Here is a 24,099-nt window from a genome sequence, read left to right on the forward strand (position 1 = left end):
AGGTGCGGTTCAGCGTGATCTTGCGAGGAACCCCGGGCGTTCACGCCCGGGAGGAATCGCATCCCAGGACCGTGACGCGGAGCGTCACAGCATCTTGCCCGGCGGAGCCGGGTGCGGCGAAATCCTGCGGAGCCGGACGAGTTCCCTTGCCGCCGGAGGCGGCCACACCTACCCCGGCCGACCGGCACCTCACTCGATCGGGTGATCCGATGAGCGGATGGTGTGGTGCGGGCGGTGAGCTGGTTAAAGTCGGTGGTCATGAAGCTGGTGGTGCGGGTGAAGCTCCTGCCGACGCCCGCACAGGCGGCGGCACTTGAAGCGACCCTGACCGCCTGCAACGAAGCGGCGAACTGGGTGTCGGCAGAGGCATTCGCGAAGAAACCGACCTCCAAGCGGGCGCTGCGGGATCGCACCTACCGTGTGGTCAAGGAGCGGTGGGGACTGGGTGCCCAGGCGGCCCAGCACAGCATCAAGAAGACCGCCGACGCCTACACCACCCTGCGGGCCAACCTCAAGGCGGGCAACTACGGCCGCCCCGGCACCAAACGCTACGAGAAGGCGGCAGGCGAGCCGATCGCCTTCCGGGCCGAGTCCGCGCAGCCCTTCGACGACCGGATGCTGTCCTGGCAGCACCAGGAGCGCACGGTGTCGATCTGGACAACCGGCGGGCGGATGAAAGAGGTGGCCTTCACCGGCCAGGCGGAGCAGCTGGCGGTGGTGGCCCGCTGCCGTCAGGGTGAATCGGACCTGATCCGCACCGGTGGGCAGTGGTACCTCCTGGCGACCTGTGAGATCGCCGAGGCCGAGCCGAACACCCACCCCGTCGCCTTCCTCGGGGTGGATCTGGGCATCGTGAACATCGCCACCACCACGGACGGCACCCGGCACAGCGGGCGCCGGATGAACCGGCGACGCGAGAACGACCGGAAGCTGCGCACCAAGCTGCAGAAGAAGGGCACCAAGTCCGCCAGGAGGCGAGCGAGGAAGCACGCGGGCAAGGAAGCCCGGCGGGCCCGCGACATCAACCACAAGATCAGTAAGTCCATCGTGGCGGCGGCACAACGCACCGGACGCGGCATCGCCCTGGAAGAACTGACGGGCATCCGCGAACGGGTACGGCTGAGGAAGCCCCAACGCGCCACCCTGCACTCCTGGTCCTTCCACCAACTGGGCACCTTCATCGCCTACAAGGCGAAGCGCTCCGGCGTCCCTGTGGTGTACGTCAATCCGGCGTACACCAGCCAGGAATGCTCCCAGTGCCACCACACCCACCGGCACAACCGGCCGTCCCAGGCCGTCTTCACCTGCAGAGTCTGCGGCTTCGTCGAGCACGCGGATCTGAACTCGTCCCACAACATCGCGGCCCGAGGCTGGATGACGTGGGTTCGCGGGGCCGAGTCAACGGCCCCTGCCCTCACCCTCATCGCGTGAGAGCTGGACGCAGCCGAGACCCATCGAAGCCATCGATGACCCGAGCAGCAAGCCCGGTCGTCCACGGCCGGGTCGTTGACGAGAGGGACTTGTAGCCGCCCCAGCCGCTACCTATCTTCGTACGCGCCCCGAACGACCCCTTCCCGTCCCCGCTCTGCCGGTACAGGTTGCCGGCCGTGTCGCGGGCGACCAGGTCCGCGTGGCCGTCGTCGTTGAGGTCGCCGATGCCGACGACCGCGTTGTACGAGGCTCCCCATGAACCGAACAGCTTCGTACGGGCGGTGAAGGTGCCCCGGCCCGTGCCGTTGAACCGGTACAGGTTGTTTGCCTTGTCCTGGGCGAGAAGGTCGCCGATGCCGTCGCCGTCGAGGTCCCCGGCGCCGACGATCTTCTTGTAGCCCTTCCAGTTCGCGTACAGGGTGACAGGCGCGGAGAGCTTGCCGGCGCTGGTGCCCTTATAGAGGTAGACGGCGCCTGTCGATGCCTTGCGGGCGATCAGGTCGGGGCGGCCGTCGCCGGAGACGTCACCGGGGGGGAGGATGTCCCGGCCACCGTGGCGGCCTGCGCCGCGCCACCGCCGTCGGATGTCGCGGCGAACAGAGTGATGGTTCCGGCCGCGACGGCGACCGCGAAAGCCGAGACGAGCGCGGTCGGCCCGCCCTGTCCCAGGGCGTGTCTGCCCACGTGAGGTTTCCTCCCCCGGAGGGTCACAGCCCTCGCACAAGTGAGCGGACTTTACCAGGGCTTGGGGCAGGCCGTGATCGGCGGATCCGTCCTCCACGCACATGGGAGGTTCGCAGGTAACGCACAGACTTCTCGCCGGGAGGGCACAGTGGCGGGGCGTTTGATGGGAACTGTCGGAGTGGGGTAACCGCACCCCACGGCACGTTCCACTCACGTTCGATGTTCGCTGTTCGTTATTCGCTGCTTGTCGCTCGCTGGAGGAAGTCATGGGAATCGTCGTTCCGCTCACGCTGCTGCTGATCGTCGGAGCGGTCGCTTCCGTCGTCCTTCTGCGCAGGCAGGCGGGGATGTACACGGCTGCGTCCGGCCTGTCCGGGCTGGACGCCGAGGTCGAGGCCAACCGGTGGGTGGTGCGGCTCGGCGGGAGTCTGGCCGGTCTGCGGCCGGGGGCCGACGAAGCCGCCGCGCAGGCGCTGGCCGAGGCGACCGGACGGCATCACACCGCCCGCGGCCAACTGGCCGCCGCCCGCACGCCCGCCGAGTACGCGCTCGCGAGGCAGACCGCTGTGGAGGGTCTCCAGTACGTCAGCGCCGCCCGCAGCGCCCTCGGGCTCGCGTCCGGTCCGCCGGGCGCCGACGCGGGCGCGGGCGCCGACGACCCGAACGAAGCAACCGCCCGTCGACTCCTGGGAGTTGACGGGCGGTTCGGTGTCACCGTGTAAGGCGCGGGCACGGGGCCCGGATCACTCGGGTGCGCCGCCGAAGCGCTCCTTGTACGTCTCCAGGTCCTCGTCCGTCAGCTTCGCGAACAGCACCGGCGGAACCGTGAAGGCGGTGCCCGCGGGGACGGCGGACAGCGACTTCGCCTCGTCGGCCGTGACCCACGTCTTCGTGTCACCGTTCAGCGTGAACGCCGCGCGCATCGTCGCCGCGGTCGCCGGGATGAAGGGTTCCGAGACCACCGCGTAGAGGTGGATGAGGTTCATCGCCGTACGGAGGGTCAGGGCCGCGCCGTCCTGGTCGGTCTTGACCTCCAGCCAGGGGGCCTTCTCCTCCAGGTAGGAGTTGCCCGCCGACCACAGGGCGCGCAGGGCTGCCGCCGCCTTGCGGAACTGGAGAGCCTCCAGCTGGTTCTCGTACTCCGCGAGCAGTTCGGCGATCTGCTCGCCCAGCCTCGCCTCCGCCTCGCCGGCCGCCGTGCCCGCCGGGACCTCGTCGCCGAAGCGCTTCTTCGAGAAGGAGAGGACGCGGTTGACGAAGTTGCCGAGCGTGTCCGCCAGATCCTTGTTCACCGTGGCCGTGAAGTGCTCCCAGGTGAAGGAGGAGTCGTCGGACTCGGGGGCGTTGGCGATCAGGAAGTAGCGCCAGTAGTCGGCCGGGAGGATGGCGAGGGCCTGGTCGGTGAAGACGCCCCGCTTCTGGGACGTGGAGAACTTTCCGCCGTAGTACGTCAGCCAGTTGAAGGCCTTGACGACGTCGACCTTCTTCCACGGTTCGCGGACGCCGAGTTCCGTGGCCGGGAACATCACCGTGTGGAACGGGACGTTGTCCTTCGCCATGAACTCCGTGTAGCGGACGGGGTTGTCGCCGGCGTCGGCCTCGTACCACCAGGACTTCCAGTCCCTGGTCTCCGGCTGCTCGTCCGACCACTCCTTCGTCGCGCCGATGTACTCGATCGGGGCGTCGAACCAGACGTAGAAGACCTTGCCCTCCGCCGCCAGCTCCGGCCAGGTGTCCGCCGGGACGGGCACGCCCCAGTCCAGGTCACGGGTGATCGCACGGTCGTGCAGGCCCTCGGTGAGCCACTTGCGGGCGATGGAGGAGGCGAGGTGGGGCCACTGGCCCTCGTGGGCGGTCACCCACTCCTCGACCTCGTGCTGGAGCTTCGACTGGAGCAGGAAGAGGTGCGTCGTCTCCCGGACCTCCAGGTCCGTCGAGCCGGAAATCGCGGACCGGGGGTCGATCAGGTCGGTGGGATCGAGCACCCGGGTGCAGTTCTCGCACTGGTCGCCGCGCGCCTTGTCGTAGCCGCAGTGGGGACAGGTGCCCTCGACGTAGCGGTCCGGCAGGAAGCGGCCGTCGGTGGGGCTGTACACCTGGCGGATCGCACGCTCTTCGATGAAGCCGTTCTCGTGGAGGCGGCGGGCGAAGTGCTGGGTGATCTCCCTGTTCTGCGGACTGGAACTCCGGCCGAAGTAGTCGAAGGCCAGCGCGAACCCGTCGTACACCGCCTTCTGCGCGTCGTGCGCCTGCGCGCAGAACTCCGCTACGGGGATGCCCTGCTCCTTCGCGGCCAGCTCGGCCGGCGTGCCGTGCTCGTCCGTCGCGCAGATGTAGAGGACGTCGTGCCCGCGCTGGCGGAGGTAACGGGAGTAGACGTCCGCCGGGAGCATGGACCCCACCATGTTGCCCAGGTGCTTGATCCCGTTGATGTACGGAAGGGCGCTGGTGATGAGGTGTCGAGCCATCGGGGTGCTGCTCCCAGGTTGGTTTCCTGCTGCTTCGCGAACGTTGAAATCGTAGCCGTGAGTGGACACCTGCGGCGCCGGTATATACTACGTGAGTCGCATATCTATATTGGGAGGTCTGTCATGTCGAAGCTGCTCATCGAGGTCGACGACGAGGCTCTGGCGGAGGCTCAGGTCCTGCTCGGCACCAAGACCAAGAAGGACACCGTCAACACCGCGCTGCTGGAAGTCGCCAAGCGGCGCAGCCGGGCCATAGCGCTGGCCAAGCTCCGTGAGAGGGGAGCGCGCGGCGACTTCGACATCCTTCTGGACAAAAGGAACTACCGCCGGTGAGTGATCTCTCGTATCTGATCGACACCTCGGCAGCCGTCCGCTTGCTCAGCAGCGATGCGTACGACGAGAACTGGGGTCAAGTGCTCGACAACGGGCTGGTGGCGCTGTGTGATCTGACCGAGTTGGAGATCCTCTTCTCCGCTCGCGGGCGGTCGGACCGCGAAGGTGTCCAGGAGGAGCTGCGCCAGCTGTTCAGCTGGACGCTGATGCCCGACGGCATCTATCAGCGCGCTCGCGAGGTGCAGCAGCTGCTCACCGACAACGGCGAGCACCGCTCGGCCGGACCTGTCGACCTGCTCGTGGCCGCCACGGCCGAGTTGTCGGGCCTGACCCTGCTCCACCACGACCGGGACCTCGACACCGTCGCCCGCCGCACGGGCCAGTCGACGGTCTGGCTGGCCGAACCCGAGACCATCGAGTCCCCCGAGTCCATAGAGTCCATAGAGTCCTGAACGTGGGCGTGGCCCCGTGGCCTCGTGCTGTCAGGACTCCTCGTCCTCGCCGGTGGCCATGCGGAACGGCCCCGCTGTTCCGGGAGCGAAGTACAGCGTGAGTCCGTCTTCCACGACCACCTCGATGGGGTCGCTCACTTGCAGCAGCCTGTTCAGTTCGGCCTCAAGTGATTGACGCGTCGTGTCCGTGGCCTGCCTGCGGCCACACGTGAAGTCGCCCTTCGCCCCGAAGGGTCGCCCCAGAGGGCGGGCTCCCCGAACGCCGTGCCACTCGCCCGTGGCCCAGATCTCCAGCTTTTTGTACGCCATGGACGCAGGGTCCCCCGGGCGGCACGCAGCCGCACCCGGAAAGTTGTGCGGGGTCCCGGGAACGAACGGCTTGTTCCCAGGGCCCCGCCACGTACTCATGTGCTCGCGTACGTGCTGGGCGTTCGGACTACGCGTTCGGCTTCTCCTCCAGGCGAGGGAAGAGCACCGCGCCCTTGGTGATCGTCGCGCCCGCCGGGAGCCGGCCCCAGGTGGCGGCGTCGGTGATCCGCTGGTCGGGGAGCGCGCCGAGGACGGCGTCCGCGCCGAGGGAGTCCCAGAGCTTCTGCGAGGTGTCGGGCATGACCGGGTTGAGCAGGACCGCCATCGCGCGGAGCGACTCCGCGGCCGTGTAGAGGATCGTCGCCAGGCGGGCCCTGCCCTCCGGCGACTCGTCCTTCGCGACCTTCCAGGGCTCCTGCTCAGTGATGTAGCCGTTGACCTGCTTCACGAAGTCGAAGATCGCGAGGATTCCGCCCTGGAAGTCCAGCTCCTCGCCGATCTTCCGGTCGGCCTCGGCGACGGCCTTCGCCAGGCCGTTCTGGACCGCCTTCTCCGCGTCGCCTGCGGCCGTGGCCTCCGGCAGCGCACCGCCGAAGTACTTGCCGACCATGGCGGCCACGCGGGAGGCGAGGTTGCCGTAGTCGTTGGCGAGCTCGCTCGTGTAGCGGGCGGTGAAGTCCTCCCACGAGAAGGAGCCGTCGCCGCCGAACGCGATCGCACGCAGGAAGTACCAGCGGTAGGCGTCCACACCGAAGTGCGAGGTCAGGTCCTGCGGCTTGATGCCGGTCAGGCTCGACTTGGACATCTTCTCGCCGCCGACCATCAGCCAGCCGTGACCGAAGACCCGGCCCGGTACGGGCAGGCCCTGCGCCATCAGCATCGCGGGCCAGATCACCGCGTGGAAGCGGAGGATGTCCTTGCCGACCAGGTGCACATCGGCCGGGAAGGTCTCCTCGAACTTCGCTTGGTCGGCGCCGTAACCGACGGCCGTCGCGTAGTTGAGGAGCGCGTCGACCCAGACATAGATGACGTGCTTGTCGTCCCACGGGATCGGGACGCCCCAGTCGAAGGCCGACCGCGAGATCGACAGGTCCTGCAGGCCCTGCTTGACGAAGTTCACGACCTCGTTGCGGGCGGACTCGGGCTGGATGAAGTTGGGGTTGGCCTCGTAGAGGGCCAGCAGCTTCTCGCCGTACTCGCTCAGCTTGAAGAAGTAGTTCTCCTCCTTGAGGAGCTCCACCGGCTTCTTGTGGATCGGGCAGAGCTTCGTGCCGTCCTCGGCCTCGATGAGGTCGCCCGGGAGCTTGTACTCCTCGCAGCCCACGCAGTACGGGCCCTCGTAGCCGCCCTTGTAGATCTCGCCCTTGTCGTGCAGATCCTGGACGAACTCCTGGACGCGGTCCGTGTGCCGCTTCTCCGTCGTACGGATGAAGTCGTTGTTCGCGATGTTCAGGTGTTCCCAGAGAGGCTTCCAGGCTTCGTCGACGAGCTTGTCCGCCCACTGCTGCGGGCTGACGCCGTTCGCCTCCGCGGTGCGCATGATCTTCTGACCGTGCTCGTCCGTGCCGGTGAGGTACCACACCCTCTCGCCGCGCTGACGGTGCCAGCGCGTGAGCACGTCGCCTGCGACGGTCGTGTAGGCGTGGCCCAGGTGAGGAGCGTCGTTGACGTAATAAATGGGGGTGGAGACGTAGTACGCCTTCCCGCCCTGCTTCTCGGATCCAGTGGCCACCATGGCGAAATCCTACTGGCCGAGGGGGGATTGGCTCACTGCGATTTCGGCTGAGGGGATTACGGGGACAGGGCCCGGGGTATGCCCCCGGGCCCTGTCGGTCGTCGTGTGTTCGGTTTTACGAGCGTTACGGGTGTTACGGGCGCCAGTTGGCCAGTACGCCCTCGTACAGCTCCGTGTCCGTCAGCTCGCGGGGGGTCGGGCCCGCGTGGAAGAAGGACGTGTTGGACGTCTTGAGCTTGCGGAGGTAGTCGAAGGCCTTGTTCTCCGGCTCGCCGAACGCGACGAAGGAGAAGAAGAGGGCGGGGTGCTTCGCCGCCGCGTCCGTGAGGGACTGGGTGGCGGGGGTCTTGGCGTCCGGGGCGCCGTCCGTCTGGAAGACGATCAGGGCGGGGTGTTCGGTGCCGGACTTCTCGTAGTGCTTGACGATCTCCTCCACGGCCGCGTGGTAGCTCGTACGGCCCATGCGGCCGAGGGAGGCGTGGAGTTCGTCGATCTTGTTGTCGTGGTCGGAGAGGGTCAGCTCGCCGGTGCCGTCCAGTTCCGTGGAGAAGAAGACGACGTGGACGGTCGCCTCGGGGTCGAGGTGGGCGGCGAGGGCGAGGGTCTGCTCGCCGAGGGCCTGGGCGGAGCCGTCCTTGTAGTACGGGCGCATTGACGCGCTGCGGTCCAGGACGAGGTAGACCTTGGCGGGGGTGTTGTTGAGGTTGAGGGCGGTGAGGGTGGTGGCGGCGGAGTTGTACGCGGTGAGGAGGCTTGCGGGTACGGCCTCGGTCTCGGCCTCGGCTTCGCCGTCGGCCGTGTCCGTTTCCCCACCCGGACCACTCGCACCATCCGTGGCGCCTTCGTTTTCGGGTGCGGGTGGACCCTGTGGGGCTTCCTCCGCGTCGGCGGCTGCCGGTTCCAGTTCCTCGGACTCGACCTCGGGTGCAGACTCCGGTTCCGGTTCCGGTTCCGCCGTCACCTCGGCCTCCGGCTCGGGAGCGGGCTCCTCCGCGACGGGCTCGGGGACTGCTTCGACGATCGGTTCGGGTTCGGGCTCGGTTTCGGCGACCGCTTCGACCTCGGGCTCCGGCTCCGGGGCGACCTCGGTCACCTCGGCGGCAGGCTCGGGCGCCGGAGCCGGCTCCTCGGCGACAGGCTCGGCCTCGGGCTCGGGGGTCACCTCGGCCAGCGGTTCCGGCTCCGGTGCCGCCTCGACGACAGGTTCCGGTTCCGGTTCCGGTTCCAGTTCCGGTGTCACCTCGGCGACCGGTTCGGCCTCCGGCGCGGTCTCGGTGACCGGCTCAGGATCCGCCTCCACCTCAGGCTCAACCTCTGCCTTGGTCTCAACCTCTGCCTCGACCTCCGCCTCGGCCACAGGCTCCGCCTCGGCCACCGGCTCCGGCTTGGTCTCCGCCGCAACCTCGGTCTCCGGCTCGACCTCGACCTCAGCCACTGGCTCAGCCACCTCAGCCACTGGCTCAGCCACCGGCTCAGTCGCCTCAGCCACCGGCTTCACCGGCTCGTCCACCGGCCTGGACGGCTTGGGGACCGTTACGTTGTCGAAGGCTGCCGAGACGAGGTCGTCCACCACCGAGGGGGCCTCTGCGGGCTTCGGTGTCGGGGACTGGGTCAGGGTCGGTTCTGGGGACGGTGCCGGAATCTTCGGCTCGGCGACCCCCTGCTGAGGAACCGACTCCGCCTCCCGCGCGGGCGCCGCCTCGGCGTCACGCCCCTTGCGTGACTTGCCGAACGCGTTCCGCAGGAGAGTGAGAATGCCCATGTGCGCAACCCTTCACGTGAGTTGTAGCCGTCAATCCCTGGCCAGGACGGACACGTAAGGTTAGCGGTCCGGATTGACGATCTTCGGCAGGGTCTTTCACGGAACCCGGCGGGCGTCAAGGGCGCCACTTCGCCAACCTCGCGCCCCGCCCCCCAGCAGGCATGGGCCGGGCCTGCGGCAGGTCCCGTCCGCATCTTCCCCGCACCCCAATACCCCTACCGCTCCCACGGGTTCACCCTTCGTTCACCTGGCGTCCCCACCGTCGCACTTCCGTCCGCCTAGCGTCACGCTGACACCAAAGGCACGTATAGGGACACCATGGGGAGAGTAAAGTGCGAAAGCTGCTGCCGTTGATCGGATCGTCGTCCGGATCGCATCCTGGCGGCCGGTCAGCGATGACCTGCCGTTTCCGGTGCGGTGACGCCTGTTTCCACGAGGTTCCCAACACCAGCGCCAACGAGTACCTCGGCGATGTGATCGCCGGTGCTCTCAGCCGCCGCTCCGTGATGCGCGCCGCCGCCGTCGTCACCGTGGCCACCGCGGCCGGTACCGCCGTGAACGTCGTCGGCGCCGAGGGCGCGGAAGCAGCCACCGCAGCCTCCCACCCTCACCCCTCCGCCTCCCCTTCCTCCTCCGTCTCCTCCTCTTCCGTGCCGCGCGGCCTGCGCTTCACCCCTGTCGCGCCCAACACCGCCGACGCTGTGACCGTCCCCGGCGGGTATGGCCAGAACGTCGTCATCCGCTGGGGCGAGCCCATCCTCCGTGGCGCCCCCGCCTTCGACCCGGAGGAGCAGACCGCCGCCGCGCAGGCCGGTCAGTTCGGGTACAACAACGACTTCCTCGCGCTGCTCCCCCTCCACGGGAACCAGAAGCTCCTGGTCGCCAACCACGAGTACACCGACGAGATCCTGATGTTCCGCGGCTACGACGCCGCCAACCCCACCCGCGAGCAGGTCGAGGTCGCCTGGGCGGCGCACGGGCTGTCCGCCGTCGTGGTCGAGGGCGACCGGCGTACCGGCAAGCTCACCCCCGTACTCCGCCACCCGCTCAACCGCCGTGTCACCGCCACCACCGAGTTCCGGATCACGGGACCGGCCGCCGGGTCCGATCTCCTCAGGACCTCCACCGACCCGACCGGGCGGAAGGTCCTCGGCACGCTCAACAACTGCTCCGGGGGCACCACGCCGTGGGGGACGACCCTGCACGGCGAGGAGAACTTCAACCAGTACTTTGCCAACTCCTCCCGCGACACCGACAAGCGGTACGGCATCGGCACCGGCGCCACCGAGCGCAAGTGGGAGCGGTTCGACAAGCGGTTCGACGTCGCGCAGGAGCCCAACGAGGTCCACCGGTTCGGGTATGTCGTGGAGTTCGACCCTTACGATCCCTCCTCCACACCCCGCAAGCACACCGCCCTCGGACGCTTCAAGCACGAGGCCGCCACCATCCGGATGACCTCGGACGGGCGTCCCGTCGTCTACACCGGCGACGACGAGCGCTTCGACTACTTCTACAAGTTCGTCGGCAGCAAGCGGATGCGGCACGGGGACTCGCGCTCCGTCCGGGAGCACAACCTCTCCCTTCTCGACGAGGGCACGCTGTACGTCGCCAAGCTCACCGGTGACTCCCCCGCCATCGAGATCGACGGGAGCGGGAAGCTGCCCGCCGACGGTGAGTTCGACGGCAGCGGTACGTGGATTCCGCTGGCGACCGCCACCGCCAAGGGCGCCGTCTCGCACGTCGACGGCATGACCGCCGAGGAGGTCTTCGTCTTCACGCGGCTCGCCGGGGACAAGGTCGGCGCCACCAAGATGGACCGGCCCGAGGACATCGAGCCCAACCCGGTCACCGGCAAGGTCTATGTCGCCCTCACCAACAACAGCAACCGGGGCAAGGCCGGCTTCGCCGCCGCCGACGAGGCCAACCCGCGCAACTCCAACAAGCACGGGCAGATCCTGGAGCTGACCGAGCGCTGGAACCGCGCCGAGAGCACCTCGTTCGCCTGGACGCTCTTCCTCGTCGCCGGTGACCCCAAGGACCCCGCCACCTACTTCGCGGGCTTCCCGAAGGACGACGTCAGCCCGATCTCCTGCCCCGACAACGTCGCCTTCGACCGTCACGGCAACCTGTGGATCTCCACGGATGGCAGCCAACTCGGCTCCCACGACGGCCTGTTCGGCGTCGCGACGAAGGGTGCCCGGCGCGGTGAGCTCAAGCAGTTCCTGACCGTGCCGACCGGCGCCGAGACCTGCGGTCCGGTCATCGGGGAGCGCCAGGTGCTCGTCGCCGTGCAGCACCCGGGCGAGATCGACGGCGCCTCGGTGGAGAAGCCCGCCAGCACGTGGCCCGACGGACCGGGGAAGATCGTCCGCCCGGCGGTCGTCGCCGTGTGGCGTACGGACGGCTGCGACATCGGCGTCTGAGCCGGTCGGGTTCGGTGAGCGGCTTACGGGAGTGCTGGGACGGAGGCTGGCGTCGCGGCGCCGGTGCTCTGTTCCAGCCACTCCTGGTACGCCGGTGCCTGCCGCGACACCTCCTCGTACGCCTCCGCCAGCGCCGGATGCAATCCGTCCAGCTCCGTCTCCGTACGGGCCGCCAGCAGCAGCCGTACGCCGAGCGGGTCGCCGTGGAGCCGGCGTACCGCCATCTCGGGGCGCGGCAGGCAGGTCGGCTGGCAGACGGTGACGACCTCGCCGGTCGCCACCAGCGAGGCCGCGGTGTGGTAATCGCCGTGCAGGACGCGGGGGTTGAGGCCGGCGGTGTGCAGCATGCGCAGTACGGCGTCGAACTCGCCGTCGACCGTCTCGTCCACCATCCAGCGGTCGCCGGCCAGCTCGGAGAGGTGGACCACCGGTCTCGCGGCGGCCGGATGGTCGGCGGGTAGGGACACGAACTGGGGTTCCCTGTCGGCCAGTACGCGCAGGCACAGGCCGTCCGGGATGCGGAGCGGGCAGCCCTCCACCTCGTGCACGAACGCCACGTCCAACTGGCCGTCGGCGACCATGCGCAGCAGCGCGTTCGCGGAGACGTCCATGCGCAGGGTCGGCTCCTGCTGGCGCTGACGGAGCCGGCGCAGCCAGCCCGACAGGGCCCGGCTGGCCGTCGAGCCGATGCGCAGCTGCGGTTCGTCCGCCGCCGCGGCCCGCGCCTCCGTGACCAGTGAGCGCATCTCCGCCACCAGGGGACGGGCCCGGCTCAGCACGACCCGGCCGAGCGGCGTCGGACGGCAGCCGATCCGGGTCCGGGTGAACAGCGCGCCGCCCAGCTCCTGTTCGATTCGGCGCAGCTGGGTGCTCAACGAGGGCTGGGCCACGCCCAGTTGGCGGGCGGCCCGGTGCAGGCTGCCGGTGTCGGCGATGGCGCACAGCGCCCGAAGGTGCCTGACCTCTAGCTCCATGCGACCAGCTCCGCCGGCTCCGCGTCGCGAATCATGCGCATGTACATGTCCATGCCATCGCACCCTAAGCCGGATCCGTGCGTTCCGACAGACGCACACAGGCGGCCCCGCCCCCCGGTGATAGGGCCGCGCTATCGCGACTTGCCATCATCACAGCCGCCGCACAGACGCCGACACTCACCGTACGAACGATCGACTCACCGTTCCTGTGGACCGAGAGGGAGTGACCCCATTCAGCCGCACGCCCCGAACGGTCTTGGGCGCACTGGTCCCCGGCGTACTCAGCCCCGGGGCGGCGACACGCATCCTGTGCGTGGTCCGGGCCCGGGAGGTCGGTTCCCTACGCGACCTGGCCAATTGGTTACGGCCAGAGGCGACGAGGAGGCCCTGAACCATCACACCGGTGGAGCAGGGGCCCCGCACGCTGACACCGCACCTCGCGTCCCAGATCGCATAGCCACGCTAACCCGGATGGCCCAGAGCACCGCAAGCCCAGGAGCCAACCATCACCCGATCGAGGTAAACCGCCCTCAAGTGTCCCGCGTTGGGCCTCAGCTTGACAACGCTTGCTCTAGGTACGTCAGTTCCTATCTCCCCCACCCAATACACAGGCTGCGTATGCCGGTTCGGCCAAAGAGACAGTCGCTAATCCGGCAAACGCCACCCCGAACGCTCCCGCGTGAAGCAGCTCTGGGCCAACGGGCTCGCGAAGGCACTGCGTTAGTCACGCGGGAGTCCGCCCGTCGTCCCTCCGTAATCCCTCAGTAGCCCCTCGGCGGCTTCCCGGTACCCCAGTAGCCCACCCCCCCCCACAGGCGCGGGTCGTCCCTCTGCACAGGGACGGCCCGCGCCCCCTTCGCCGCGCCGCCGTCTACTTGTGCGGTGACGTGACCGCCCTCGCCGCCGCAACCTCCTGGCGCAGCGGCTCCAGCACACTGTCCGCCGGTCCGCTGAGGTCCGTACGCACCGCGTACAGGGTCTCGACCCGGCGCAGACCGTCCGACAACTCCCGCAGCTGTGCGACGACTTGGGTGATCTCGGCGTCGGACGGCGGCTTGGCGCCCTGCTTGATGTGGACCCGGGCCGCCGTCGTCGCGTCGACGATGCGTTCCACCGCGACGACCAGGGGCCACCAGGCCGCCGCCCGCCGTCCGGTGGGCGGCGGTTCGGTCAGGGCCCGCTGGAACTCCGTACGGACGACGGAGAGATCGCGGTACAGGCGCCGTCGCATCCGTGCCCGTGCCGCACCCTCGGTGTCAGGGCGGAACGCCGAATCCACATAGCGTGCCGTGTCCGCGACCGCGTCGGCGAGGCGGTCGCCGACGCGGGTGTGCCAGCTCTCGGGCCAGAGGAGATAGCCCGCGACCAGCGCGATTCCGCAGCCCATGAGGGAGTCGAGGAGCCGGGGCAGCAGTAGGGCCGCGCCCTGGTGGTTGAGGACGTCGGAGAGAAGGAGGATCACCGGGGTGATGGCGGCTGTCTGGTAGCCGTACCCGCGTGGGGTGAGCGCCGGGATCAGCGTGGCGAGGAGAAGGACCACGGGTACGTCCCACCAGCCGCGCGGTACCTGGACGAGTACCCCCGCCGCGATCACCAGCCCCACGACCGTGCCGAGGGCGCGCAGCAGTGCCCGGGAGAAGACGGAGCCGAAGTCGGGCTTCAGGACGAAGGTGATGGTCAGCGCGACCCAGTACGAGCGCGGCACCGGGACGGTCGAGACCAGTACCTGCGCGAGGCCGATGCACAGCGCGAGGCGCAGTCCGTAGCGCCAGGAGTCGCCGGACAGTACGACGTCCCGGGCCGCGCGGACGGCGCGGGCGCGCAGGGTGGCCGGTCGGCCGAGGCGGTCGTCGTCGGCGGCGGCTGTGCGCAGGTCGGGGGAGCGGCTGCCGACCACGTCGGCGGCGTGGCGCAGCGCCTGTTCGACGGCGCGTGAGGTGTGGTCGGCCGGGGCGGGGATGTGCAGCCCGGTCGGGCCGGTGTAGCCCGTCTCGACGGCGTCGGCGAGGTGGCGGACCGCCTCCGGGACCTCGGGCGGCAGCGGGCGGCCGGCCTGGTGGGCGGCGGGGGCGGCCTCGACGACCGGGGTGATGGCGTTCAACTGGGCGAGCAGACGCACGAGTTCGGGGCTGCGTCCGTGGTGGCGGGCGCGCCGGGCGAGGACGAGGTCGTACGACTTGTTGAGGGACTGGGTGACGGCCTGCCGGGCGTCCTCGTAGCCGTCGGTGGTGCCGGCGGCGAGCAGTTCGGCGACCGTACGGTAGGTCTGCGCGACCGCCGCCCGTTCCGGCACCCCCGACCGCAGCGGCCAGGCGAGCAGGGCCAGGGCCAGCACCAGCAGCCCGCCGCCGGACATCAGCGCCGGTGCGAGCCACCAGGCCCCGGGCAGCGGCAGCCCGGCGCCGATCACGGAGTTGAGGAGCAGCAGCAGTCCGGACACGGAGGCCACCGCGCCGATCGTCGAGATCATCCCGGAGACAAGGGCCACGCAGGTGACGGCGGCGACGGCGGCCCAGCCCCGGCCGTACACGAGCGAGCCGAGGGTGACGCCGAGCGCGCCGAAGAACTGGGGGATGGCGATGTTGAGGATGCGCATCCGGTACGCGTCGGCGGTGTCCCCGATGACGCCCGAGAGGGCACCCATCGAGGCCAGAGCGCCGTAGGCGGCGTGGCCGGTGGCGAGGCCGACGGCCAGGGGCAGCGACATGGCGATGGCGGCGCGGGCCACGGCGGGGCGGTTGACGGGCGGGGCCGGCTGGGGTCGGAGATTCCGCACCAGCCAGTCGGGAGGTGTGAGGCCGATGGGGAACTCGCGGGACATGGGCCCATTATCGCCGTACAGCGTGTTCCGGGACGGGCTCATCCGCGCTGGTGGAGGGCCGGGTCAGGGGGCCGGGTCGATCCGCGTCGCCAGGAAGTCGGCCAGGGCCCTGTTGAACTCGGCAGGGCGTTCCAGATTGGGCAGGTGGGCCGAGTGTTCGATCACGTGGAGCGTGGAGTCGGGGAGGGCCGCGTGCATGGCCTCGGCGTCGGAGACCGGGGTGTATTCGTCGTCGGCTCCCACGACGACCAGGGCCGGGAGGGTGAGCCTGGTCAGCAGGGGGCGGTAGTCGGGGCGCTGCGCGCGGCCCCGGAGCGCCGCCGCCGCGCCCCGCGGGTCCGTGGCCGTCATCATGCGGTGGACGTGGGCCTTGACGCTCGGGTCGGCGTACGGGGCCACCATCTTCTCCAGCACCTCGTCGGCGTACCCGCGCATACCCTCTGAGAGCAGGCGGTCCGCCATCGCGTTCCGGGCGAGGTGGCCCTCCGGCGTCTCGGGTGCGGGGAAGGTGTCGGCGAGGACGACGCCCCGGACGCGCTCCGGGAACCGGTCGCAGCACTCCATGACGATCTGGCCGCCCATCGACAGCCCGGCGAGCACGCACGACTCGACCCGCGCCTCGTCGAGCAACTCCTCGATGTCCTGCGCGAACCGCGAGAGCGGGGTGGCGGTGTCCACGGCCGCCGGGGAGGCGCCGTAGCCGCGCAGGTCGGGGGCGATGACCCGGCGGGTGGCCGAGAACGCCTCGATCTGCGGGTTCCACATGGTGTGGTCGAAGGGATGGCCGTGGACGAGGACAAGAGGGATGAGAGGGACAAGAGGTACGAGAGGGGTAAGTGGGGGCATGTGGACGACCCTAGGTCCATCCAACTCCTCGGTGCAATAGGATCTTTGCGCTCGGTGCAATGTACGAGAACGGGTACGGGGGATTCATGGACGACTACCGACGCCTCGCCGACCGGATAGCCGACGACATCGCCACCGGACGGCTCCGTCCTGGTGAACGGCTGCCTCCGCAGCGGGCGTTCGCGCGTCGGCGCGGCATCGCCGGGTCGACGGCCGGGCGGGTGTACGGCGAGCTCGTGCGGCGTGGACTGGTCGTCGGGGAGGTCGGACGCGGCACGTTCGTCCGGGCCGCGGCGCACGAGCCGGGCGGGCGCGCGCTCGCCGAGCCGGCGCTGGGCAGCATGGCCACGAGGGGTGACAAGGCGGTCAACCTTGAGCTCAACTATCCTTCCGCGCCGGGTCAGTCGGAGCTGCTCGCCCCGGCGCTCGCGCCTCTCCTGCGCCCCGACGTGCTCACCGAGGCGCTGCGTCCGGCGCCCGCCACCGGTACGGCCGAGGCCAGGGCGGCGGTCGCCGGGCTGCTCGCCACCCCGGGCTGGCGGCCCGACCCCGACGGCGTCCTCTTCGCGGGCAACGCCCGGCAGGCGATCGCCGCCTCCCTCGCCTCCCTGGTCCGGCCGGGCGGCCGGGTCGGCGTCGAGACGCTGACGTACCCGCTGGTCAAGGAGATCGCCGTCCGCCTCGGCATCACCCTCGTCCCCCTCGCCATGGACCGGGACGGTCTGCGCCCCGACGCCCTCACCGCCGCCCACCGCACCGCTCCCCTGTCCGCGCTGTACGTCCAGCCGACGCTGCACAACCCGACGTCGGTGACGACGGGAGAGCAGAGGAAGCGCGAACTCGCGGGTGTGATCCGGGAGTTGGGCGTGCCGGTGGTGGAGGACCGGATCTGGTCGTTCCTCACGGACGCGGCAGGCACAACGACCTCGGGGGAGCCCCTCGCCGCCCACGTCCCCGAACTGGCCCATGTCGTCGACGGGTTGTCCAAGCGGGTCGCGCCCGGGCTCACCGTCGGCTTTCTCGTCGTACCGCCGGACCGGGCGGAAGCTGTGGCGGCGGCTGTGCGGTCGGGTGGGTGGAATGCGGGGCGGTTCGCGCTGGAGGCCGGGGTGCGGTGGGTCGAGGACGGGACCGTGGCGCGGCTCGTGGCCGCCAAGCGGCTGGACGCGGCGCGTCGACAGCGGCTGCTGGCAAGGGAGTTGGCGGAGTTCGGGGGCGCCGTGCGGTCGGATCCGTACGCCTACTACGCCTGGTGGGAGTTGCCCGCGTCCTGGCGGGCGGACACCTTCACGGCAGCCGCGGCGGTGCACGGCATCGCCGTCACGCCCGGGGGTGCCTTTGCCGTGGGTCCGCAGCGGGCGCCGGACGCCGTCAGACTCGGGCTCGCGTCGGCGCCGGAAGCGGACCTGGAGCGGGCACTGCGGACGCTCGCCGCGATCGCCCGGCGGGGCCGTAGCGGTCGGTGACCCACATGCCGAGGGCGACGGCGAGGCCGAGGGCGAGGAGCAGCCAGGAGACCGTGCGGAGGGTGGCGGTCAGGGCGTCGTAGACGGCGCCCGCGGCGGGGGCGGAGACGCCGGGCGGCAGGTCGGTGAGGGTCAGGTGGCGGGTGATCACGAGCGCGACGCCGAGCAGCGCCCCGCCGAGCGCCGTGCCGAGCGCGGTCGCCGTGATCGCCCGGCGGCGCCGGACGGCGAGTGCGATGCCGGCGACGGCGAGGACACCGGCCGTCACCGGAAGCCAGAAACCGGCGACTTCGAGCACGCGAAAACCCTTCCGGAGCGGTACGAGATCCTGCGCGGGCAGGACCGCGACCTCGGTGTGCGCGACGGGGATGTGGCTCGCCAACGGCACGTGGTCGGCGGTGAGTTGACGCTTGACCTGGGCGGTGACGGGGGCGAGGTCGATGGTGACGGCGCCCTCGCCGCCGTAACTGCCGTAGCGGTCGCCGGGGTGTTGCCTGTCGGGGTCGTTCCGCAGGGCGTGCAGCACCGCCTCGTGGGTGGCGCGGTTCGCCGTGTCCCAGGCGGTGCGGAAGGCCTCGGTGCGGGTGAACGAGTGCACCGCGTCCTGCACGAAGTGGTTCACGGTGCCTTCGAGCGGGCCGACGTCGACCGCGTGCACGATCCCGGCGCCCACGTTGTCCGCGATGGCGTCCTGGACGTACGGGTTCTCGGCGAGCGGCGCCATCGTGGTGACGTACCGGCCGGTGTCGGCGAGCCCGTACGCCGCCCACGCCGAGAGCGCGCCGAAGGGCAGCAGGAAGCACGCGAGGGCGGTGAGGACGGCCGACAGGACGCTCCGGAGACGGTGAGACACACGGTGAGACACCCCTCAAGGCAAAGGCCCGGGGGTGGGAAACGCGAGCCGGTCGACCGCATATGACTGCATATGGCTGTGCGGGACAAGCCTCCGTGATGGAGCCTCCGGTGGAGCGTTCACCCGAACGGGTGTTTCCTGGTTTTGGGGAGAAGGAGGCCGATCATGCCCACCATTCCGGCCCTGCGGACCTTGACCGCTGCCCTGTTCACCAGCGGAATCCTGGCCGCCGTACCCATCGGCACGGCGATGGCGGCCGTGCCTTCCAGCTCCGACGGCTCCGACGGCTCCGACCGCTCCGACGGCTCCGGGGTCCGGGGCACCGTCGTCTCCGCCGGTGAGCTGAACCTGCGGGAGCAGCCGACCACCGACTCGCCCGTCGTCGGGTCGCTGTCACCGGGCAGCCACGGCCGCGTCGAGTGCGCGGTCACCGGACAGACCGTGCGCGGAAACCCGCACTGGTACTGGCTGCCAGGCGTCGACGCCTGGGCGAGCGCCGTCTTCATCGACACCGGCGGTCGGTCGGTGCCCAGCTGCAGCGATCCGTGCCCGGAGTGGAAGGACGACGGCCACGGCCATGATCACGGCCAGTGGAGCGCCTCGGGGACGTGGAGCTTCAGCTGGAACGTCACCTTCGGCTGAGATCGCTTCTGATCACCTTCGGCCGGGATCAGCTTCGGCCGGGATCAGTTCACCCGGTGCCCGGCCGCGTCCTCGCGCGTGTAGTAGCGGTAGAACAGCACCGCCGACACGGACGCCGCGACCACCAGTGAGTTGCCGCACGACCGCAGCACACTCGCCCCGGTCTGGCTGTACAGGAACCCGAACGCGACCCCGGCGAACGCGCCCCACGCCACCGCGTGCGGCTCGCGCGCCAGTCGCGGCGCCATCGCCCGCACGCCGACCAGCACCGCCATGAACGCCAGCGCGCTCACGAAGCCGAAGAGGACGTTCCAGCCGGTGATGGGACCGCCGTCGCGCCGGTTGGCCGCGGCCCAGAAGCCGTAGACCAGCCCGAGCACGACGGGCAGTGCCCGGTTCGCGGCCAGGTGGGACCTGGCGCCGAAGACGTCGGGAAGCGCGGTTCTTCCCGCCTTGCCGGGGATCCCGGACGTTGCTTGAGCCATGAGAGTGTTCCTCTCTCCTCGCCCCCGCCCTCCAGAGCACACCTGGAGAGGTCCCCTGGCAAGTCGACAGCGGACATCGGCCGTGTTTCGCTGGGTGCCATGAAGCCGGTGGGCCGGGTGAGCCGGGTGGGCGCCGTGGGCACGGACGAGGGCCCCGCCTTCTCGGCGCCCCTCTCCGCCGGGCGCGGCGCCGGCTGGGTGCCGCCGCTGGTGCTGCTCGTGGTGATCGCGGTCCTCGACTGGAACACCACCGGCGAGTTCCGGATCATCTCCTGGATCGTGCTGGTGCCGGGGATCGCCGCCGCGCTCTGCCGGGTGACCGGCACCGTCGTCTTCGCGGGCCTGTCCCTCGGCACCTACGTCTTCGTCGACGGTGCCTGGCCGCACCAGTACCAGACCGGGCTGCCCGACTTCATCCTCGTCGGCCTCGGCGGGGTGCTCGCCGTCCTCGCCTGTGTGGTCCGGCTGCGCGGTGAACGGCGCATGCTGCACATGCGGGACGTCGCCGAGACCACCCGGCGTACGGTGCTGCGCCCGCTGCCGCCCGGCTGGGGCGGCCTCGACCACGCGGCGGTGTATCTCGCCGCCGACGCCTTCGCCCGCGTCGGCGGCGACTTCTACGACATCCAGCCCGGCCCGCACGGCACCCGGGTCCTCATCGGTGACGTCCAGGGCAAGGGGCTCGGCGCGGTCGAGGCTGCGGCGGCCCTGCTCGGCACGTTCCGGGAGGCCGGGTACCACGAACCGGTGCTCGCGGCGGTCGCGGAACGCCTGGAGGTACGGATGCTGCGGCACATCCGCTACCGGGCGGCCGTCGGGCGGGACGACGGCGACCGGTTCGCCACGGCCGTCCTCATCGGCTTCCCCCGGGAGGAGGGGACCGGGCTCGTCGGCGAGGTCGTGGTCGAGGTCGTCAACTTCGGGCACGAGCCTTCCCTGATCGTGTCGCGCGACGGCGTACGGAGCCTGCCGCCGGGGGACGGACTCCCGCTCGGGCTCAGCGAGTTGACCTCGGGCGAGGGCGGGCTGCCGTCCGTGGTCCGGGTGCCCCTCGGCGCCGCGGAGACCCTGCTCCTCGTCACCGACGGTGTCACCGAGGCCCGGGACGCCGCCGGCACCTTCTTCCCGCTGCGCGAACGGGTCGCCGACGCCGTCGCCGCCGACCCGCGCACCGCCGATCCGCAGCGCCTGGTGGAGTTCGTACGGGACGGCACGCTGCGGCACTGCGGTGGGCGTCTCGCCGACGACACGACGGTGTTCGCGGTGCGCGCGGATGACAGTGTGGCTGACGGCGCGGTCGACGGTGAGGCTGACGGTTCGGCTGACCCAGGGTCAGGTACAAGCCGTCCATAGGGGGTCATAGCCGTACCGCCAATCCCCCTTCGCAGTCGCACCGGTTACGGTGCTGCCTAGGGATGTGACGGTGTGACGGACGTGAGGGGAGGGACCATGGCTGGGGCAACGGGTCCGATCGGCTCGATCGGCTCGACGACCGGGACCGCGCTGCTGCTTGCCGCCTCGCCCGTTGGCAAGGGCTGTCTCGTGGACGCGGCGTCCGTGCTGCCCGTCCTCGACGCCGTCGCCCCCGCCGTGCTGGCCGGCACCGACACCGCGAACGTCGTCGAACTCGCCGACCCGCTGGAGCCGCAGGCCGTTCTCACCCGCCTGCGCGCCGCCGCGATGACTCCCGGGCCGCTCACCGTCTTCCTCACCGGGCAGCTCCAACTCGACCGCAAACAGCACCTTCCGCATCTCGCCCTGGCCCGCACGACCCCCGCGACGGTCCGCTACACCGCCTTCCCCTGGCACTGGATCGCGGAGGAGCTGCGGTTGCGGGCGCCGGGGACGACGACCCTGTTCCTCGACCTGCACGCCGATGCCGCCGCGTGGCAGTACCTCACGGGGCGGGGGCTCGGTGCGGGGCGGGGAGTGAGCGTGTACGGGAGGGTGGCTCCGCCGCCGCCCCGGCGGGCGGTGGCCGTGCCGACGTACATGAAGACGGTCGCGACGATCCTGCGCAGCGGGTACCGGCCCGAGTCGGGGCGGTTGCATCAGCAGGCGCTCGGACGGCTGTCGTCGGAGGGCGCGGCTTACGGGGATGTGGTGCTGGAGTGGGACGCGGTGACCGGGGCCGGTGTGCACGCCGGGTTCGTTCCGCCCCCGCCGCGCCTGCCCGTACCGTCCCAGGGGGGCTCCGCCCCCAGACCCCCGGACGGGCTGAAAAGGCCGGTCGGCGCCGAAGAGGTGCCCGGCGAAGCCGCGAAGGCGGGGCCGGCCGGACCGGCGGTCCCCGCCGAACCGGCGGTCCCCGCCGAACCACTGGCCCCGGTCGAACCGCCGGCGCCTGTTGCGGTCGCACCGCGTCGACTCGCCGTCGTCAAGAACGTCGTCGAGAACGTTGTCAAGAACGTCGTCGAGGACAGTGATCCACACTCCTTCATCACCTCCGCCGTCCAGGCGGGGAGGCACGCCGACGCCGACGCGCTCGCTGCCGAGCGGGAACAGGCGGCCTCCCGTTCGCACGGCCCCGCCTCCGAGGAGGCGTTGCACTGGACCGAGGTCCGGGCCGATCTCGCGATGTTCGCCGGGGACCCGGCCCGCAGCTGCCGGGCCTGGCTGACCGTCGCCGGTACGCGGCTCAGGGCCGGGCAGGCACCGGACGAGCCTGCCGTCGAGGCGGCCGTCGACCGGGCCCACCACCAGTGGACGAGCCTCGGCGAGAGCGCCGACGCGCGTGAACTCGGCCCGGTGGTCGTCGAGTTGAGGCGTCGGGTGCCCGGCCGGCGCGAAGGGGCCGTACGGCATGCCGAGCGGCAGCTGGAGAAGCTGGGGAAGCCGGGGAAGCCGGGGAAGGCGCGGACCGCCCAGCACGTGCCCGGCTGACTAGGCCGCACGTTTGGTCCGTGCAGTGATCGTTGTGGTCAACAGCTGGTCCAGCAGTGCCGAACGTGCCTGGTCTGCTCCTGAACCTCGCGATGCCCGGATGCCCGGTGGCAGGACAAGCGGCGGACGCTGCTGGTGGGTGCCCGACTCGATCGACACATCGAGTGGCAGTTTCGCCCACACGATTTTGCCGCCGATGATGGGGCGGAAGATGTCCCACTGCTCCGCCAACGCCTCGACGAGCAGCAGCCCCCGCCCGCCGACCGCTTCAACACCGGGGTTCTTCCGTACGGGCACCGCTTCTGTCCTGTCCCAGACCTCGACGTACAGGCTGGTTTCCAGCGCCCGGAGCTGTATCCCGATGACATGCTCCGAAGTGATCTGCCCCGACTTCAGCTGATCGTCGATGATGCCGCCAGCCCTGACCGCGTTGGTGACGAGTTCGCTCATGATGAGCGCAGCCGTGTCGATGTGCTTTTCGAAGTGCCAGTGCGCCAGCGTGTGCCGGACGAAGATCCGTGAGCACGGGACCGCCGTGGGGACGGCGACCAGACGGAGTGACGCGGCCAAGAGGGGAATCGGGGTCACGATGTCCTTGGTGGTCACGTTGGCCCGCCGTTCCTGGTGGTCAGCGTGCATGTTGAGGCTTCCTCTCCGGCGGAAGTGGCGATCCACACCAGGCCGCTGATGTCCTGTTGCAGCAGTTCTTTCGCGAGATGGGCGAGCGGCGGCAACTGGTTGAGGTGCTCGTAAGTCGGCACGACCACGTTGCGGACGCCGTGGTTCTGGCAGTAGCGGGTCACGGCGTGCAGGGCCACGACGTATCCCGGTCGCTTCTCGACGGCCACCAACGTCAGCACGAGTCCCGCTCGGTCTGCGAAGTCCGCCATGGCCGCGACGAGGCGCAGTTCTTCCTGCTCGTCGACACCATCGAGTCGGCGCAGGTAACCGGCGCACGGGGGACGGGGACGGTTCGTGTCAACGGTCACGCCATCCCCTCCTTCGAGCCCTTCGGGGAAACTGCCAGTTCCGCCCACACGCTCTTTCCAATCACCCTCGGCGTCACACCCCAGTCGTCAGCGAGCGCTGCCACGACCTGAAGTCCTCGGCCGCCTTCGGATTCGTCGCCGTCCTCGGGGGTGGGCGAACCGGCGCTCGGCATGCCGCTGGCCGCGTCACGGACGTCAACGCGCAGACGACCACCGTCAAGGTGGTAGGTCACTGCTACGCGACTTCCTCGTGTTGCTCGGCCGTGGATTACCGCGTTTGTCACCAACTCGGTGACTACCCACTCCAGTGAGTCAGCGACGGAATCGGGTAAGCGCCATTGCCTGGAGAGAGCTCTGGCCTGGGCGCGGGCGACCGGCACGGATGGGCGGTATCTCCTGTACCGCACCTGCAAGTTCATAGTTTCAGCCATACTCGGTCCCCTCGGACGGGTTCGCGGGCGGACGGGCCTGGGAGGCTCCGCATAGCGTGAGCAGATGAACCTCCGTGGTGAGTACTCTGCACTATGAGTACAGCAAAGTGTC

22 protein-coding genes are annotated in these 24,099 nt (G+C 70.1%); 9 read left to right on the top strand and 13 right to left on the bottom strand.

All coding sequences use genetic code 11. From position 1 onward, the window contains the following. Positions 1-258: 258 nt before the first annotated feature. On the top strand, positions 259-1,431 hold the full coding sequence (locus tag G3I71_RS01955; protein WP_164312124.1) for an RNA-guided endonuclease TnpB family protein: 1,173 nt from the start codon (positions 259-261) through the stop codon (positions 1,429-1,431). On the opposite strand, the gene G3I71_RS01960 is transcribed toward G3I71_RS01955, so the two are convergent. Further along, a complete protein-coding gene (locus G3I71_RS01960; RefSeq protein ID WP_239148800.1) occupies positions 1,421-2,155 on the bottom strand; it encodes a VCBS repeat-containing protein in 735 nt (244 codons plus the stop codon). The two genes, G3I71_RS01955 and G3I71_RS01960, sit on opposite strands and share 11 nt — an antisense overlap. Before the next feature lie 226 nt (positions 2,156-2,381). Between G3I71_RS01960 and G3I71_RS01965 the strand changes: the two genes are divergently transcribed. Continuing rightward, on the top strand, positions 2,382-2,837 hold the full coding sequence (locus tag G3I71_RS01965) for a hypothetical protein (protein WP_203729101.1): 456 nt from the start codon (positions 2,382-2,384) through the stop codon (positions 2,835-2,837). A gap of 21 nt (positions 2,838-2,858) precedes the next feature. Here G3I71_RS01965 and metG (G3I71_RS01970) read toward each other — a convergent pair whose 3' ends face one another. Then, positions 2,859-4,583 (bottom strand): methionine--tRNA ligase, encoded by a 1,725-nt coding sequence (gene metG / locus G3I71_RS01970; RefSeq protein WP_164312126.1) that lies wholly within the window; start codon positions 4,581-4,583, stop codon positions 2,859-2,861. Between the two features lie 123 nt (positions 4,584-4,706). Between metG (G3I71_RS01970) and G3I71_RS01975 the strand changes: the two genes are divergently transcribed. Together G3I71_RS01975 and G3I71_RS01980 are read left to right on the top strand one after the other, a co-directional pair. Beyond that, positions 4,707-4,916, top strand: coding sequence for a type II toxin-antitoxin system VapB family antitoxin (locus G3I71_RS01975; RefSeq protein WP_164312127.1), 210 nt, complete (start codon positions 4,707-4,709; stop codon positions 4,914-4,916). Then, a complete protein-coding gene (locus G3I71_RS01980) occupies positions 4,913-5,368 on the top strand; it encodes a PIN domain nuclease (protein ID WP_164312128.1) in 456 nt (151 codons plus the stop codon). The genes G3I71_RS01975 and G3I71_RS01980 overlap by 4 nt, the downstream gene beginning before the upstream one ends. Positions 5,369-5,398: 30 nt before the next feature. On the opposite strand, the gene G3I71_RS01985 is transcribed toward G3I71_RS01980, so the two are convergent. The 3 genes from G3I71_RS01985 to G3I71_RS01995 form a co-directional block, all read right to left on the bottom strand. Next, positions 5,399-5,677: a hypothetical protein gene (locus tag G3I71_RS01985; protein WP_164312129.1), complete on the bottom strand. Its 279-nt coding sequence runs from the start codon at positions 5,675-5,677 to the stop codon at positions 5,399-5,401. A gap of 127 nt (positions 5,678-5,804) precedes the next feature. Beyond that, complete coding sequence (gene metG, locus G3I71_RS01990) at positions 5,805-7,412, bottom strand: methionine--tRNA ligase (protein ID WP_164312130.1); 1,608 nt, start codon at positions 7,410-7,412, stop codon at positions 5,805-5,807. Between the two features lie 133 nt (positions 7,413-7,545). Next, positions 7,546-9,174 carry a VWA domain-containing protein gene (locus tag G3I71_RS01995; RefSeq protein ID WP_164312131.1) on the bottom strand — a complete coding sequence of 543 codons (1,629 nt, stop codon included), beginning with the start codon at positions 9,172-9,174 and terminating at the stop codon, positions 7,546-7,548. Positions 9,175-9,506: 332 nt separating this feature from the next. Here G3I71_RS01995 and G3I71_RS02000 point away from each other — a divergent pair, with 332 nt between their 5' ends. Next, on the top strand, positions 9,507-11,597 hold the full coding sequence (locus tag G3I71_RS02000) for a PhoX family protein (protein ID WP_164312132.1): 2,091 nt from the start codon (positions 9,507-9,509) through the stop codon (positions 11,595-11,597). Positions 11,598-11,620: 23 nt separating this feature from the next. Here G3I71_RS02000 and G3I71_RS02005 read toward each other — a convergent pair whose 3' ends face one another. The 3 genes from G3I71_RS02005 to G3I71_RS02015 form a co-directional block, all read right to left on the bottom strand. After that, positions 11,621-12,571: a LysR family transcriptional regulator gene (locus G3I71_RS02005; protein WP_164312133.1), complete on the bottom strand. Its 951-nt coding sequence runs from the start codon at positions 12,569-12,571 to the stop codon at positions 11,621-11,623. A gap of 871 nt (positions 12,572-13,442) precedes the next feature. Beyond that, a complete protein-coding gene (locus G3I71_RS02010; protein WP_164312134.1) occupies positions 13,443-15,392 on the bottom strand; it encodes an FUSC family protein in 1,950 nt (649 codons plus the stop codon). A gap of 63 nt (positions 15,393-15,455) precedes the next feature. Continuing rightward, complete coding sequence (locus tag G3I71_RS02015; protein WP_164312135.1) at positions 15,456-16,238, bottom strand: alpha/beta fold hydrolase; 783 nt, start codon at positions 16,236-16,238, stop codon at positions 15,456-15,458. An 86-nt stretch (positions 16,239-16,324) separates the two neighbouring features. Between G3I71_RS02015 and G3I71_RS02020 the strand changes: the two genes are divergently transcribed. Further along, on the top strand, positions 16,325-17,704 hold the full coding sequence (locus tag G3I71_RS02020) for a PLP-dependent aminotransferase family protein (protein ID WP_164312368.1): 1,380 nt from the start codon (positions 16,325-16,327) through the stop codon (positions 17,702-17,704). On the opposite strand, the gene G3I71_RS02025 is transcribed toward G3I71_RS02020, so the two are convergent. Further along, positions 17,610-18,557 carry a hypothetical protein gene (locus G3I71_RS02025; RefSeq protein WP_164312136.1) on the bottom strand — a complete coding sequence of 316 codons (948 nt, stop codon included), beginning with the start codon at positions 18,555-18,557 and terminating at the stop codon, positions 17,610-17,612. The two genes, G3I71_RS02020 and G3I71_RS02025, sit on opposite strands and share 95 nt — an antisense overlap. A gap of 165 nt (positions 18,558-18,722) precedes the next feature. On the opposite strand from G3I71_RS02025, the gene G3I71_RS02030 reads away from it, so the two are divergent. Then, positions 18,723-19,199, top strand: coding sequence for an SH3 domain-containing protein (locus G3I71_RS02030; protein ID WP_164312137.1), 477 nt, complete (start codon positions 18,723-18,725; stop codon positions 19,197-19,199). Between the two features lie 44 nt (positions 19,200-19,243). Here the strand turns inward: G3I71_RS02030 and G3I71_RS02035 are convergent, their stop codons facing one another. Further along, positions 19,244-19,684 (bottom strand): hypothetical protein, encoded by a 441-nt coding sequence (locus G3I71_RS02035; RefSeq protein WP_164312138.1) that lies wholly within the window; start codon positions 19,682-19,684, stop codon positions 19,244-19,246. 99 nt (positions 19,685-19,783) lie between these two features. Between G3I71_RS02035 and G3I71_RS02040 the strand changes: the two genes are divergently transcribed. Both G3I71_RS02040 and G3I71_RS02045 read left to right on the top strand, forming a co-directional pair. Further along, entirely contained in the window at positions 19,784-21,037 is a 1,254-nt protein-coding gene (locus G3I71_RS02040) for a PP2C family protein-serine/threonine phosphatase (protein WP_164312139.1), read from the top strand. Between the two features lie 96 nt (positions 21,038-21,133). Next, positions 21,134-22,567 (top strand): hypothetical protein, encoded by a 1,434-nt coding sequence (locus tag G3I71_RS02045; RefSeq protein WP_164312140.1) that lies wholly within the window; start codon positions 21,134-21,136, stop codon positions 22,565-22,567. Here the strand turns inward: G3I71_RS02045 and G3I71_RS02050 are convergent, their stop codons facing one another. Genes G3I71_RS02050 through G3I71_RS02060 form a run of 3 tightly spaced genes read right to left on the bottom strand, consistent with a single transcriptional unit; the run spans position 22,568 to position 23,987 of the window. Next, positions 22,568-23,206 (bottom strand): ATP-binding protein, encoded by a 639-nt coding sequence (locus tag G3I71_RS02050; protein WP_239148804.1) that lies wholly within the window; start codon positions 23,204-23,206, stop codon positions 22,568-22,570. Beyond that, a complete protein-coding gene (locus tag G3I71_RS02055; protein WP_164312141.1) occupies positions 23,170-23,556 on the bottom strand; it encodes a hypothetical protein in 387 nt (128 codons plus the stop codon). The genes G3I71_RS02050 and G3I71_RS02055 overlap by 37 nt, the downstream gene beginning before the upstream one ends. Then, complete coding sequence (locus tag G3I71_RS02060) at positions 23,553-23,987, bottom strand: ATP-binding protein (protein WP_164312142.1); 435 nt, start codon at positions 23,985-23,987, stop codon at positions 23,553-23,555. The genes G3I71_RS02055 and G3I71_RS02060 overlap by 4 nt, the downstream gene beginning before the upstream one ends. Between the last annotated feature and the right edge of the window lie 112 nt (positions 23,988-24,099).

This window comes from Streptomyces sp. SID12501, from assembly GCF_010550245.1.
Taxonomy (GTDB): domain Bacteria; phylum Actinomycetota; class Actinomycetes; order Streptomycetales; family Streptomycetaceae; genus Streptomyces.

Bases quoted from the DNA above. Each gene is read 5' to 3' on its own strand.
- G3I71_RS02045 (WP_164312140.1), top strand. From the start codon at position 21,134: ATGGCTGGGGCAACGGGTCCGATCGGCTCGATCGGCTCGACGACCGGG.
- G3I71_RS01985 (WP_164312129.1), bottom strand. From the start codon at position 5,677: ATGGCGTACAAAAAGCTGGAGATCTGGGCCACGGGCGAGTGGCACGGC.
- G3I71_RS01995 (WP_164312131.1), bottom strand. From the start codon at position 9,174: ATGGGCATTCTCACTCTCCTGCGGAACGCGTTCGGCAAGTCACGCAAG.
- G3I71_RS02060 (WP_164312142.1), bottom strand. From the start codon at position 23,987: ATGGCTGAAACTATGAACTTGCAGGTGCGGTACAGGAGATACCGCCCA.
- G3I71_RS02020 (WP_164312368.1), top strand. From the start codon at position 16,325: ATGGACGACTACCGACGCCTCGCCGACCGGATAGCCGACGACATCGCC.
- G3I71_RS02015 (WP_164312135.1), bottom strand. From the start codon at position 16,238: ATGCCCCCACTTACCCCTCTCGTACCTCTTGTCCCTCTCATCCCTCTT.
- G3I71_RS02050 (WP_239148804.1), bottom strand. From the start codon at position 23,206: ATGCACGCTGACCACCAGGAACGGCGGGCCAACGTGACCACCAAGGAC.
- G3I71_RS02035 (WP_164312138.1), bottom strand. From the start codon at position 19,684: ATGGCTCAAGCAACGTCCGGGATCCCCGGCAAGGCGGGAAGAACCGCG.
- G3I71_RS02040 (WP_164312139.1), top strand. From the start codon at position 19,784: ATGAAGCCGGTGGGCCGGGTGAGCCGGGTGGGCGCCGTGGGCACGGAC.
- G3I71_RS01955 (WP_164312124.1), top strand. From the start codon at position 259: ATGAAGCTGGTGGTGCGGGTGAAGCTCCTGCCGACGCCCGCACAGGCG.
- G3I71_RS01965 (WP_203729101.1), top strand. From the start codon at position 2,382: ATGGGAATCGTCGTTCCGCTCACGCTGCTGCTGATCGTCGGAGCGGTC.
- metG (WP_164312126.1), bottom strand. From the start codon at position 4,583: ATGGCTCGACACCTCATCACCAGCGCCCTTCCGTACATCAACGGGATC.
- metG (WP_164312130.1), bottom strand. From the start codon at position 7,412: ATGGTGGCCACTGGATCCGAGAAGCAGGGCGGGAAGGCGTACTACGTC.
- G3I71_RS02005 (WP_164312133.1), bottom strand. From the start codon at position 12,571: ATGGAGCTAGAGGTCAGGCACCTTCGGGCGCTGTGCGCCATCGCCGAC.
- G3I71_RS02030 (WP_164312137.1), top strand. From the start codon at position 18,723: ATGCCCACCATTCCGGCCCTGCGGACCTTGACCGCTGCCCTGTTCACC.
- G3I71_RS02010 (WP_164312134.1), bottom strand. From the start codon at position 15,392: ATGTCCCGCGAGTTCCCCATCGGCCTCACACCTCCCGACTGGCTGGTG.
- G3I71_RS01975 (WP_164312127.1), top strand. From the start codon at position 4,707: ATGTCGAAGCTGCTCATCGAGGTCGACGACGAGGCTCTGGCGGAGGCT.